We start from the raw sequence: 11,536 nt of genomic DNA on the forward strand, positions 1-11,536 counted from the left end.
GCAAAGATCAACAGTGTTCAGCTCAGAAAAGCATTGCCGACAACTACTGAGGTGTTGGGTATTGATGAGGTTTGATAGAAGGTTCGCCCTGCCCCAAATTCGTTCAAGCGCACAGTGTTTGAGGCTTGGCGCTTTCATCACTTCAACCCCTCGGGCATCGTCAAGCCACAAGTCCGTGCAATCGCGCGAATGTCTGCGTTCATGAAGTCGTATGTTTTGGATAGGACAGAGACGATTTCGACCCGTTCGATGTACCCCGGTTTACTCATCCGGTTGGGGTAAGCCACCTCGATCTGACGGGCTTCTTCACGTATCTCTCGGGCAACCTGATCGAGGGCCGCAAGGATGGACAGAGTGCGCGTCCAGCTTTCGCTTTCGTCGGTCACTGGTCCCGGTGTGGGGTTGGTATCTGATGTCATGTTGAGTCCTTTGAAGTTGCGGCTTCACTGAGCCGTTGGGTTGAACATTGAGTGCTGCATGAAGATCGACCGGGCATCCCGATAGAACTCAGCCTTGGGCAGGGTCGTGCCTTTCGACCGGCGCAACATGTCCCGCCAGATCGGCAGCTGTGTGTGGGGGTCGAGAGGTTCCTCGGTCAGATGCTCGAGGGCGATCACTGCGGACTGGTCGTAGCGATGCCGGGTACGTTGGCCTTGAAGCCGCGTGAGCATCTCGTCGATCTTCCGGTCGATAACCTCATCGCGGCGTTTGGCGATCAGACTGTCTGCCTTGGTCATCGGGGTGGATGACTTTGAGATCGCGTCGAGGTCTGCCGTGTGCTGGCGGGTTCTACCGTGCAGCGGGGTATGTTTCTGGTAGTGACGTTTGGCGTCACCGATTGTGATGGCGTTGGCCATTTGGGGGGTCCTTTGGAATGCCCTCAGATCCCCTAAAACAGCACTTGCCTACCGACCCCTGCGGAGGGTCGATTTTAGCCTTGGAAAAGCTAATGAAATCAATGGATCACGGGAGGTGTTTTCGGGGGTCGAGGGTGGTTGTTTGGATACTCAGACGTGTCAGTGCAAAGCGACCGCTTCGAGTTCGTCCTCGATGATCTCCTCGAGATACTCAGGGCCACCTGCAAGGTGAACGAGTGCCTCTTGAGATTGGGCATAGCCGATGGCAAGCGACCACCGCCAATCGGTTATCGTCTGCCGGTGAACAAGCGCAGCGATGGCATAACCCATGTCGCTACCTGCGTGTAACTCTGAGGCGACCCGCTTGAGCAACTGAATGCGGGGCAGCAGGTCTTTGACGTACCGCCTTTGGTTCGACCGCTTGTTGATCTCGGCGCGTTTCTGCGAGGTGTACTTGCGGTAGTAATACTTGCGAGCGCAGTTTCCATGACAGTAGATCGCGCTGCGTTGCTTGTGAGATGGAATTGGTCCTGCACAGTGGCGGCAGCTGCGGGTTTCCTCGGGTATTTCGGTTTGGTTTTTCATGGGGTCAGCTTTCTTATTGTTGTTCTTGGGCGTCTTTAAGCGCCTGTCATCATCGCCTCAGCACGGTCTAGGAGTTCTTCGAGTTCGGCTTCTGCGGCTTCGTCTTTCTCGTTCTGTGCGAGGGTGTACTTCTCTAGGCTCTCGTCGATCTCGAGTGGAACACCAAGAGTATCCGCGAGCCTCTGGTAAAGTTCCTCGAGGGCGGCGCGTTGGGTAGATGTCAAAGTCTCGGAGAACTTGCCTGTCTCACGATCCCGTCCACCAACCACGCCGACTTGAATATGGCTTCTCGTGAAGTTCTCTCGACCGATGGCACCGACCGACAGCGGGTGGCGGCAAACCTCTACCGTTCCATCGACAAGCACCAAGTAGTGATAGCCGATCCCGAAACGACCGGTCTTGGCGTGTTCAGCGTCGATTATCGCCGCGTCTATTCGTGGATCGGCTGGGTGATGGGTGTAACGAACCATCAGACCCGTGGTTTTCTCGCGGGGCAACGTGGCGAACATTGTTGTTCTCAGGTATGTATCGGCTCTCTTGATCTTGAGCATCGGCCTTGGTTCCTTTCTTCACACGTTCTGCCCATGCTTCGAGTTCACTGAGCGTCAACCGCCCGGTCCCTGTTGGTGAAAAACCGTCTTCGATCAGATCGACTGTCTCGTTAAAGTAATCGGGGTCAGCGCAGGCACGGGGTTGGATACGGTTCAGGACCAGATCGATATCTGTGTCCCAAACCATGTCTGATAGATTGGTCATTCGTACTGATACCGAAGGTTAGTGACCAAGCTGTTCACGGATGTGCTGAGCGAACTCGGCCCAAGTGATGCCATCGGCTTTACCTGCGGCACGATCCACAGCGAACTGGCGCACCACGCGGTCAACTCCTGGATTTGTGGCTGACGCCTGTGTCAGGAAGTCAAAACCATCCTGCCCGAGTTCCTGCATTGCACTCTGCGTTGCGGCCTTGGTGATTGTGCTTTGTACATTCTCGAACATCGCGCGGGTGTCGCCGGACACGTCCAGTTCTGAGACCGAACCATCAGCAAGACCGCGCATGGTTTCGGCAGCTTGGTCTATGGTCATACCGGACATTGCCAATTGGCCGAATGCCACTTCATACTCTTGGGCCTCACCCAACTCCATGACACCGTCATCAAGTGAAGCGTTAAGACCATCGATCACGCCGTCAAACTCAGCGACACCGGTGTTGCTACCTTGGGTTTGCTCAGACGCCTTTTCCTGCGCTGCACCGTGTTCCTGTGCGGCCCGTTGAGCAGCACCGAAAGACAACTGTTCGTCAAAGGCTGTGTTCAACAGACCGAGTTGTCGGGCTTGTGCGACGGTCAACTCCATGCCATCGACGGTCATCAAATCGTTGTCGTTGAGGTCAGTCGTCGAGTGTACCTCGCGGTTGAAACCGCCAGTGCGCACGGTGACGCCGCCATTCGAGTAGTCTGAACTCGAGGCATACCCTTTCGAGGATGGCATCGATTGTTCAATGGGTCCGTCACTTCCGAACGTGACTCTTTCTACTGTCATTTTCCTTGGTCCTTTTCAGTTGAGGGATTACGCCAAGCCAAGTTCGATCTCGGCCAATTGTTGCGGCGTTGGTGGGTTTTGGGTTTCTACGAATGGCAGGCCGTCGATTGCCTTGCCTTCGTCCAGACTCATCAGGTGTACCGGGCAGAGCTTCGAGATTGCCTCGACCGAGTATCCCCTCAGTCGAATGCGGGAATACGCGAGGACGAGACGCAGCTTCGTGTCATCGTCCAAGTCCCTTTCATGTATCTGCGAAAGCGCAGAGACCTGTCCGTCCCTTGCGCACAGCTCGAGCCATGCGACACCAACAGCCGATGCCTTCGTCTTTTCGTTCATGAGTTTTGTACCTTTGGGTTTCGCGTTGCTGCGTTTGTCGAGTTCTGCCTCGAGGAGCAGCACCTTGTTCTTCCATCGAGCGAGTGTCTCCTCAGCCTTGATGATCTCGCGTTGTTCAGAGGTGAGTTCGGCCTGCCCAATCCCATGAGCTTCCGCACAAGACGAGCAATTGTATTCATCACCGAACGGTGCCGGGAACTTCACGCCGCAGGAGATGCAGGTCTTGTAGGTAATCCTGCGGTTCTCAGCGATGCACGTCTCGCACCTCGACGCTTTCGGTTTGTGGGTTGCGTGTTCTTCACCACATGCGTTGCAGGTCTTGAGGTACATCTGCCGGGGTGACTTCTTCGACTTGGCAACGGGCATCGTCGTGGTCCTTACATGTCAAACAGCCAGTCCGCAGACGGCATCGGAGGTGCGTGTGGTTTGGGCGGGGGCGACGGTCGGGGTGTCCGATCTGACCCCGAAGTCGTGGCGGCTGGGTCGATGCCTTCGGGATAGACCCCGGAGATCAGACCAGAGGACCTGCGAAGTGCCTTGTGGTATCTCGGGGGTACGTGGGGTGAACGCGGTAACTTGTGGTCGAATATCGAGTCACCGAGGAAGTCGGTACGCATCGACCGGATTGGTACCGAGACCGGTGGGAATACCTCACCAGACGCGAGGAGACGTCCATAGGTGACAACAATGAATGCTGTTAGGTCACGGTCAGATCGACGTAGACCGAGCTTCTCAGCAGCCTTGAGCGTGGCTGTGCCGACAACGGCAAAGTCAGCGTAACTCAGGCGGTACTTCGAGTATTGGACATCGCCGGTCAGCACCTCATCCTTGCGACCGGGAGGGACGCAAAGCCCCTGACGGCCCATGTAAGTCCCTCCTGCAAGGAAGACGTTATAGCGGTGTCCCGTATCGAGGAACTCTCGGGCAAGAACGTAATGGACGAAGGCCCTGACAATGGCTGAAGCGTTAGGCTCGTGTCGTCTGCCGATGAGGAGATGCGGCAACCGCTCCCTTGCTCTGCCGTATCTCAGTACGGCCATCCTGTATGTGGGTCGATCTGACCAATCACCGACACGATGCCGCCCACCTCGGATTAACCTGACGGCCTCGACAACCTCTGATTTTGTCGGCTTGGTCTTCCTCAAGACCGACCGGGCAACTGTGTTGATAGCGTGACCAGGTATGAAGCCCCCAAGTGGAACCCCTCGGCTCCTGACGACCGACTGACAGCGGGAACACAAGCCCCACCGCTGGGGTAGCCGTTGGGTGATCTCATAGGCAGGAAGCGGATTAGTGCATGTAGCGGAGGCACAGACGCCGTAGAGGCTGGTAATCATGACGGCCTCGCTGAACGGTTACGCTGGGTTGTGCTTTGGGGATACTTAGGGGGCGTCCCACCAAGGAATAAAGAGACGCCCCCATCAACCCGCCCAGATGCACAAGCTGACAGTGCATCACGGGCGAGATGAAACGGTAAAAGGTCTCACTACATCGACCCGTCAGTAACGACAGGGATGCGTGTGAGACCTGAACCAACATCGACCAAGGACCAAGGTCGAAGCGGCATAAGGATTAGGATTGATGGTTGTCGGTGATGGACATTCACCCAACGTACACTGATGGGGAACCGTGAAGCCTCGAGAGGAAGCTGATCGTGTAACTAGAGGTAAATCTCATTGTATCTGTTACTCATAAGCGTGCAGTAATTCCAACCCATTGATTTACAACGAGGTGTACCGAGGGTGTCATCGACCGGTAATGATCATCATCGATCATCAACACAGAGGAGTTACCGAGGGTGAACCTATGGGGGAACTCTGGGTGATACCTTGAGGTATAACTTTTCGTTTCTTCTCTGTCTCATAAGGGTGCACTAATTCAAATCCCCTTGTTTCATTGGGTTTCTGGCACCCGAGTTCCCTCATCGGTCATGGGGTGATCCTCCGTCCTTGCGGATCGACGGTAGGACAACCTGAGTGACCCAGTTTTGGAACGCACGGGCCTCGGGTTTGTCGGAGCGCATGATGATCTTGTAGAGGCCGCTCTCAGAGATCAGCTTGTTGGGGCGTCCGCGTGTACCACCGTTCAGTCTCAGTAGCCTAACTTCCGTCTGACCTAAGTTAGACGTCGCGTTGGTAACATTCTTGATGGCGAGAACGTCCAACACGTCCTTGGCGACGAACCACGGGTTCCCGTCGATCTCCACGACGCGGATGGTGTTGACCTCGCAGGTCCTCGACCTTCCATCTTGGCTCCTGTGAGCCTTTGATTTTATTGGGAAATAAGAGGCTAAAAACAGAGGTCAGGTAGGGTGACCTACAAAACGCTGTTTTAGGGGTTTAAGAGCCTCGGCCAGATGGACACCAGCCGAGACGTTTTGGGGTTAATTCAGAAGTCAGCTGTAATTGACCCTACTGTGGCAAGCCCATGCTTCTCGCGACGGTGAGCAGGTCGTCGATCTTGTTCTCCAACGCGTAGAACTCGTCGTCGGTGTATTGATCAGCAAGTGATCCCATTGCTACCGCGTGTTCTTCTCGCAGATCGGCGATCTTCTCATCGATGGCGAACGCAATTGCATCTTGGGTGTTCGCGAAGTGTGTCAGTGTCATTTGGTAATTCCCTCTATTCCGTGTCTTATGGGACCTGAATAGAGGCGCGGAATCATCGATGTCAATAACAATTGCGCGGCATTTGTGTAAGGATTACAATATGTTAACCCCTACGATATCGCAAGTATCTGTGGTGAGGAATAAGGCTATACCGCCCTTAGTTTGAACATCCAGACCACCACGCTGGAAAGGACAAGAACAAGCCAAACACACGACGAACTGAGCCACCTAACCGACGCGCTTGTCTAAGTGGTGGCCAAGAGTATGCTCATGCCCCGCGCATGCAACTCAAGGTCAAACCCCGCGTGATCCCGCTAGGTCATGGACATCATGACACTTAACATAATCGCCATTATTGACTCATTGAGACTGAGCAATATCAACTACTTAGATGATCGGACATGACTTACGCCTCCCGAAGCACAAGATGTTGTGCCGTCGGTGACCTCTGGGTTATCTGCGAGGCGCTCATCCCCTGCCCGGTCGAAGGGCGTACCCTGGGTGGTGACTGATGAATTTACTGGGGGTTCACTGAGGGGGTAGGGGGGGGCCGGGGAAAGGATCACGTAATATTAACCCGCTCAGATTTTTGGCTCAAAATCCGAACGTGTCATACGCAAGTCACCGCCCCACTCACTCTTGTTACTTTTCCGCCTTTTTAACTGGTTCTACTTTAGGCTAGACAGATGGCTCTCCAAGTTTCCCAACAGACCACGAAGCGCCAGTTGGAAATCCATATTTCTCTTCGTCCGATTCACTACGGCCTCTTCAAAGTACCATGCACTTTTGAACCGCATCGCCTCGGCAATCGTCTTTGGTATTCTTGTGTGTTTGATAGCATATCTACTGACGATGAAATCCAAGTCATTTCGGTTTTGCGCATCAGTAAGTTTGTCCAGTTCTGTTTTGAACGTTGTCTCTTCCGATACGACGATTCTTGCGCCTTCCGTCTGCTTGATCTGACGCCAATCTGGAAGTTTTCTAAGAAAACGGTTTCTTGCTGAACGTTCAGCGCGTCGTGCGGCTAGGTCTTCTTTTGTATCGGTATCAAGAACGGCTAGAGCAGCGCGTTGTGCGTCCTCTGACATCTTCTTTGCATCACTACCAAAGACCTCAGCTTGAACCAAAGCCATCTCATTTACTGAACATGAAGAATAGAATACGGATTCAATCGAACTTCGTTCGAGCGCAAAAACTTTCTTTGACTCGAGCGCGGACACTTCATCATCCGTTCTATCATCCCTATCGATCAATCCAATAGGGCTAAGCCAGTGTAGTCCAGTGGTCCCTTCAAGCCCCGCAACAGAACGCTCCACCTCACGGCAACTTCCACGTGGAACGACCGAAACCTCGGGATACAACGCCGAAACAAGAGGGAAATCCAAACTTCCACCGGCGTTGCCTTCAATAAACAACAACCTGCGACGGGCACCAAGTATAGCCCTTCTGATTTCACTGGGCACTTCGACACCCGGCATAAGTACGTCGATGTCCCAGCCATTTGCTCGCGCTCCCGTCCAACTACAACTTCGCACGATCACGACCTTCGCATCGGGATTACAACTAGGGAGTTCTGGCTCATGTGTCGCAATAACGAAACAGCAGTCTTTTCTCTTCTCAAAAAGCGCGGACAACATCGGTTCCGTTATTGCCCGATGCAGGTGCCGTTCTGGTTCATCAATGAGGAACAGTGTTCCGGGCCTTGCAGTTAAAACCTGCGCGGCGATCATTACCGCGTTTCTCTCGCCATCCGATAAGAGCGGAATGTTGAAAGTCGGCCCACCGCCGTGACTCGCTAAAACGTCACCAACGTCATTTATGGAAAGCTGAACTGACAAAGAACTGAACGACAAAATATCGTTCAATGCCTCCAAAGGAGATGGCCTTTTGGCATAGATTTTTGCGGATTCAAATTGGTCGCTTTTTAAGAGTTCCAGAACATCTCGACCTACAGAGTTTTGAGCGTTAGCCAGATCAAACAAGGCAATCTGCGTTCTATGAGAGGCGTAATCATCTTTCCAACGTGCTTCGTCTTGCTTGTCTCGAGCGTTGATAGTGCTTTGAAGCTCCATTCTGGCTTTTGGGGTTACGTCAACAGAACTTGAGTTCAACCAAGACTGTCGGTGGGCTGCTATCTTAACTACGGACGGCGCACCCGCTGTCTGATACAACTGCGTAATTAGTGCAGACTTCCCTGACCCGTTTGCGCCCACTACAAATACAACCTGCCCCTCAAAAAGTGGGATATTGGTTTCCGCGAGTTGATCTACGAGAGATGGTATTTTCCAGTCGTGTCTCATTATTATTTGCCACCCTTTGCCGCCTCAAATCTTGTTGAAAACAATTACCTAAATCCAATCCTGCTATCGATGGTGTTTACGCACAAGAGAAAGCTCTAAGATATGGTGTGATGATTAGAATGTAGAAGACCCACTGCATCTAGGATGGATCGAGGAAGTCAGCTTTACAAAACTGAACACTCGTTAACAAAATACAAAAGGGAGGATACAAGGCGGATAATCAGGAGGATATCAATAACTTAACTTATTATTTTTATTAAGTTTTTACTTTCATCTTATAATCCGGTACTCGCCTCCAACCACATCCTAATCGCTGACTTAACCCCGCAGTACGCGCGTGCGACGCTTGGTATTTTCAGACGTTCATGGCCCGCGATTCTGTCGAATTGCGGGCCAGATATTGCGTGTTTTTCGGAACTCCTGCCTACCCCTGCTCGTTCACGGGGCGCGATTTTGTCTGGTATATGCTTTACGTTCAGGCGCGCCCTTGTGGCACAACCTCGTATCCCGGCTCTTCCGGCTCATCATCCGTCATTTCGGCTGGAAAGCCCGGGGCGGTGATATCCAGGCCGGTTGCCTCTTCCAGCCGTTTGATAATATTTGGTGAAAGCTCGCGTTCGCCATAGCGCGCGATACCATCGTTAAAGATGCTGATCATCACCGGGTTTATTTCCAGCGGCACCCCGGCGCGGTCGGCGACCTCCTGAAACAGACCGATATCCTTCTTCACCAGATCCATGGTGAAGGAAATATCGCGCGACCCGTTCAGGATGACCTGACTTTCGGTTTCGTGCACGAAGGACGTGCCGGACGAGATTTTGATCGCCTCATAGGTCGTGTTCAGATCCATCCCCGCAGCCTTTGCCGTAACCAGTGCTTCGGCGCAGGTGATCAGGTTGGCGGTGGCAAGATAGTTGGTCATCACTTTCAGCACCGACGCCGAGCCCAGTTCACCGGTGTGCAAAACCCGGCGGCCCATTGTCGTCAGGAACGGCAGAATTCGTTCAAACGTTTCCCGGTCGCAGCCCGCAAAGATCGAGATATTGCCCGTCGCGGCACGGTGGCACCCGCCAGAAACCGGGCAATCGACGGCCGCACCGCCGCGCGATATGACTTCGGCACCCAGGTGTTTGACTTCGGCCTCGTCCGTGGTCGACATCTCCATCCAGATCTTGCCGGGGCCCACTTCGGGCAACATCTCCTGCATGACTGCGTCCGATGCTGCCGGAGACGGCAGACAGGTGATCACCGCATCGCAATCGCGCATCAACTGGGCGGGCCCTTCTGCCGCCTTTGCGCCTTTGGCGACAAACTCGGCCACCAGATCCGCGTTCAGGTCATGCACAGTCAGATCAATGCCGTTGCGCAAAAGGGATCCCGAAAGCTTGCCGCCTACGTTACCCAGACCGATAAATCCCACTTTCATATGACGCATCTCCAAGTTCGTCGTTTTCCCGTCATGCGACCATATACCGAACACGTTCTTCATGCCGCCGAACGACGCCTACAGGTCGCTTTTTTCACCTTGGCTTATTTGTTGCGCGCGAACCGCTTGACAAGCGGGTCAGCGGTGCCGCATGTCCCTGTCGTTGGTGTCGGCGACAGCCGATGAAAAGGGAATGCGTCAACGGTTCATCCGCCAAACGCAGCCGCCCCCGCGACCGTGACCGGAGAGGATGCCCAATGCCACTGGCCTGTGCCGGGAAGGCGGGACATCCGACAGAGCGACCGCTCTGGCATCCGCAAGCCGGGAGACCTGCCAACACCCGAAGTTGAAACCGGGCGGGGTGTTCCGGTGTCGGGTCCATGTGCAGACGTGGTGCCCGCATGAAACCCCGTCCCCCGCGAAGAGGATTTGGGGGGATGAGAGACATGACCGAGACCGCACCGGTAGAATTACTGGTCTGCACGACTTGCCGCCGGGGTCTGCCCTTCGAGGATGATGCTGAGCGTCCCGGCACATTGTTGCACAAGGCCTTGGAACAGGCTGCCCTGCCAGATGGCATCATTCTGAAACCTGTCGAATGCCTTTCGAACTGCGATCAGGGCTGTTCCATCGTTCTTCGGGGCGGGCCGGATCGCTGGACCTTTGTTTACGAGAACCTGAACGAAGTCGATCACGTCGATGTCATCATCGATGGTGTGACCAAGTATCTGGCCACAGACGATGGTCTGGTGAAGTGGCGCGACCGTCCTGAACATTTCCGCAAAAACTGCGCCTCGCGCATTCCCCCGATTGGAGGCTGAGATCATGTCGAACCTAGAAAAACTTCCCGTCACCGTGATCACCGGCTTTCTGGGCTCGGGCAAAACCACGCTGGTGCGCCATCTGATGCAGAACCCGCAGGGAAAGCGTCTTGCGATTGTTGTTAACGAGTTTGGCGATGTGGGTGTTGATGGCGACATTCTGAAATCCTGCGCGATACCGGATTGCCCTGCGGAAAACATCATGGAACTGGCAAACGGCTGCATTTGCTGCACCGTGGCCGATGACTTCATCCCGACCATCGAGGCGCTGATGGCGCTGGAACCGCGCCCGGATCACATCCTGATCGAAACATCCGGCCTTGCACTACCCAAACCGCTGCTGAAAGCATTTGATTGGCCTGATATCCGTTCGAAAATCACCGTTGATGGCGTGATTGCGCTGGCCGATGCCGAGGCTGTGGCCGCCGGTCGCTTTGCTCCGAACGTTGAAGCGGTGGATGCCCAACGGCTGGCTGATGACTCGATCGATCACGAAACACCCTTGTCCGAGGTGTTCGAAGATCAAATCTCGTGCGCGGATATCATCCTGCTGACCAAGCCCGATCTGGCAGGTCCCGAAGGTGTCGCGAAAGCCAAACAGATCATCGCCACCGAGGCGCCGCGCCCGCTTCCCGTCGTCGAGGTTGCAGAGGGTGTCGTCGACGTACGTGTCGTGCTTGGCCTTGAGGCTGCCGCCGAAGATGACATGGACGCGCGCCCGTCACATCACGATGGCCATCACGATCATGAGCATGACGATTTCGAGAGCATCATCGTCGAGTTGCCGGAACAGACCGACCCTGCGGAACTGGTAGCCAGAATCGAACGTCTTGCGACTGAGCTGAATATCCTGCGCGTCAAAGGCTATGCCGCCGTCGCTGGCAAACCGATGCGCCTGCTGGTTCAGGCTGTCGGCGCGCGGGTTCGTCACCAATACGACCGCCCGTGGGAGCCCGGTGAAGAGCGCCGCTCGCGCCTGGTCGTGATTGCCGAGCATGACGACATCAAAGAAGCCGAAATCCGTGATATCCTCGTGGGTGTGACCGAGGTTGCCGAGTAAGTC

At 54.5% G+C, this 11,536-nt stretch carries 13 protein-coding genes and 1 riboswitch; of the genes, 2 read left to right on the forward strand and 11 right to left on the reverse strand.

From position 1 onward, the window contains the following. Positions 1 to 137: 137 nt before the first annotated feature. The 11 genes from ACR0ES_RS04210 to ACR0ES_RS04260 all read right to left on the reverse strand — a co-directional run bounded on the left by ACR0ES_RS04210 (position 138) and on the right by ACR0ES_RS04260 (position 9,715). The gene (locus ACR0ES_RS04210; protein WP_480869602.1) at positions 138 to 419 is read right to left on the reverse strand and encodes a hypothetical protein; all 282 of its coding nucleotides are present in this window, start codon (positions 417 to 419) and stop codon (positions 138 to 140) included. A gap of 24 nt (positions 420 to 443) precedes the next feature. Beyond that, on the reverse strand, positions 444 to 857 hold the full coding sequence (locus tag ACR0ES_RS04215) for a hypothetical protein (RefSeq protein WP_480869604.1): 414 nt from the start codon (positions 855 to 857) through the stop codon (positions 444 to 446). A 159-nt stretch (positions 858 to 1,016) separates the two neighbouring features. After that, positions 1,017 to 1,442, reverse strand: a complete 426-nt coding sequence (locus ACR0ES_RS04220) for a hypothetical protein (protein ID WP_480869607.1) — start codon at positions 1,440 to 1,442, stop codon at positions 1,017 to 1,019. 35 nt (positions 1,443 to 1,477) lie between these two features. Then, positions 1,478 to 1,993, reverse strand: a complete 516-nt coding sequence (locus tag ACR0ES_RS04225; protein ID WP_480869609.1) for a peptidoglycan recognition protein family protein — start codon at positions 1,991 to 1,993, stop codon at positions 1,478 to 1,480. A gap of 223 nt (positions 1,994 to 2,216) precedes the next feature. Continuing rightward, a complete protein-coding gene (locus ACR0ES_RS04230) occupies positions 2,217 to 2,981 on the reverse strand; it encodes a hypothetical protein (protein WP_480869612.1) in 765 nt (254 codons plus the stop codon). Between the two features lie 27 nt (positions 2,982 to 3,008). Further along, positions 3,009 to 3,683 (reverse strand): hypothetical protein, encoded by a 675-nt coding sequence (locus tag ACR0ES_RS04235; protein WP_480869613.1) that lies wholly within the window; start codon positions 3,681 to 3,683, stop codon positions 3,009 to 3,011. 11 nt (positions 3,684 to 3,694) lie between these two features. Beyond that, entirely contained in the window at positions 3,695 to 4,183 is a 489-nt protein-coding gene (locus ACR0ES_RS04240) for a hypothetical protein (RefSeq protein WP_480869616.1), read from the reverse strand. 1,055 nt (positions 4,184 to 5,238) lie between these two features. Next, positions 5,239 to 5,523: a BRO-N domain-containing protein gene (locus tag ACR0ES_RS04245; RefSeq protein ID WP_480869618.1), complete on the reverse strand. Its 285-nt coding sequence runs from the start codon at positions 5,521 to 5,523 to the stop codon at positions 5,239 to 5,241. A gap of 205 nt (positions 5,524 to 5,728) precedes the next feature. Then, positions 5,729 to 5,926: a hypothetical protein gene (locus ACR0ES_RS04250; RefSeq protein WP_480869621.1), complete on the reverse strand. Its 198-nt coding sequence runs from the start codon at positions 5,924 to 5,926 to the stop codon at positions 5,729 to 5,731. A gap of 668 nt (positions 5,927 to 6,594) precedes the next feature. Continuing rightward, positions 6,595 to 8,226: an AAA family ATPase gene (locus ACR0ES_RS04255; RefSeq protein ID WP_480869624.1), complete on the reverse strand. Its 1,632-nt coding sequence runs from the start codon at positions 8,224 to 8,226 to the stop codon at positions 6,595 to 6,597. Positions 8,227 to 8,701: 475 nt separating this feature from the next. Further along, the gene (locus ACR0ES_RS04260) at positions 8,702 to 9,715 is read right to left on the reverse strand and encodes an NAD(P)-dependent oxidoreductase (RefSeq protein WP_480869626.1); all 1,014 of its coding nucleotides are present in this window, start codon (positions 9,713 to 9,715) and stop codon (positions 8,702 to 8,704) included. 84 nt (positions 9,716 to 9,799) lie between these two features. Then, a riboswitch (cobalamin riboswitch) is annotated at positions 9,800 to 10,004 on the forward strand. 94 nt (positions 10,005 to 10,098) lie between these two features. Here ACR0ES_RS04260 and ACR0ES_RS04265 point away from each other — a divergent pair. Together ACR0ES_RS04265 and cobW are read left to right on the forward strand one after the other, a co-directional pair. Next, positions 10,099 to 10,473, forward strand: coding sequence for a DUF1636 family protein (locus tag ACR0ES_RS04265; RefSeq protein ID WP_480484221.1), 375 nt, complete (start codon positions 10,099 to 10,101; stop codon positions 10,471 to 10,473). A gap of 4 nt (positions 10,474 to 10,477) precedes the next feature. Continuing rightward, positions 10,478 to 11,533, forward strand: coding sequence for a cobalamin biosynthesis protein CobW (gene cobW / locus ACR0ES_RS04270; RefSeq protein WP_480772910.1), 1,056 nt, complete (start codon positions 10,478 to 10,480; stop codon positions 11,531 to 11,533). Positions 11,534 to 11,536: the final 3 nt, after the last annotated feature.

The sequence above is a fragment of the Ruegeria sp. N7 genome (genome assembly GCF_056531345.1).

What these genes read in the sequence shown, in the direction of transcription:
- ACR0ES_RS04210 (WP_480869602.1), bottom strand. Translation starts at nt 419, where the DNA reads ATGACATCAGATACCAACCCCACACCGGGACCAGTGACCGACGAAAGC.
- ACR0ES_RS04215 (WP_480869604.1), bottom strand. Translation starts at nt 857, where the DNA reads ATGGCCAACGCCATCACAATCGGTGACGCCAAACGTCACTACCAGAAA.
- ACR0ES_RS04220 (WP_480869607.1), bottom strand. Translation starts at nt 1,442, where the DNA reads ATGAAAAACCAAACCGAAATACCCGAGGAAACCCGCAGCTGCCGCCAC.
- ACR0ES_RS04225 (WP_480869609.1), bottom strand. Translation starts at nt 1,993, where the DNA reads ATGCTCAAGATCAAGAGAGCCGATACATACCTGAGAACAACAATGTTC.
- ACR0ES_RS04230 (WP_480869612.1), bottom strand. Translation starts at nt 2,981, where the DNA reads ATGACAGTAGAAAGAGTCACGTTCGGAAGTGACGGACCCATTGAACAA.
- ACR0ES_RS04235 (WP_480869613.1), bottom strand. Translation starts at nt 3,683, where the DNA reads ATGCCCGTTGCCAAGTCGAAGAAGTCACCCCGGCAGATGTACCTCAAG.
- ACR0ES_RS04240 (WP_480869616.1), bottom strand. Translation starts at nt 4,183, where the DNA reads ATGGGCCGTCAGGGGCTTTGCGTCCCTCCCGGTCGCAAGGATGAGGTG.
- ACR0ES_RS04250 (WP_480869621.1), bottom strand. Translation starts at nt 5,926, where the DNA reads ATGACACTGACACACTTCGCGAACACCCAAGATGCAATTGCGTTCGCC.
- ACR0ES_RS04255 (WP_480869624.1), bottom strand. Translation starts at nt 8,226, where the DNA reads ATGAGACACGACTGGAAAATACCATCTCTCGTAGATCAACTCGCGGAA.
- ACR0ES_RS04260 (WP_480869626.1), bottom strand. Translation starts at nt 9,715, where the DNA reads ATGAAGAACGTGTTCGGTATATGGTCGCATGACGGGAAAACGACGAAC.
- ACR0ES_RS04265 (WP_480484221.1), top strand. Translation starts at nt 10,099, where the DNA reads ATGACCGAGACCGCACCGGTAGAATTACTGGTCTGCACGACTTGCCGC.
- cobW (WP_480772910.1), top strand. Translation starts at nt 10,478, where the DNA reads ATGTCGAACCTAGAAAAACTTCCCGTCACCGTGATCACCGGCTTTCTG.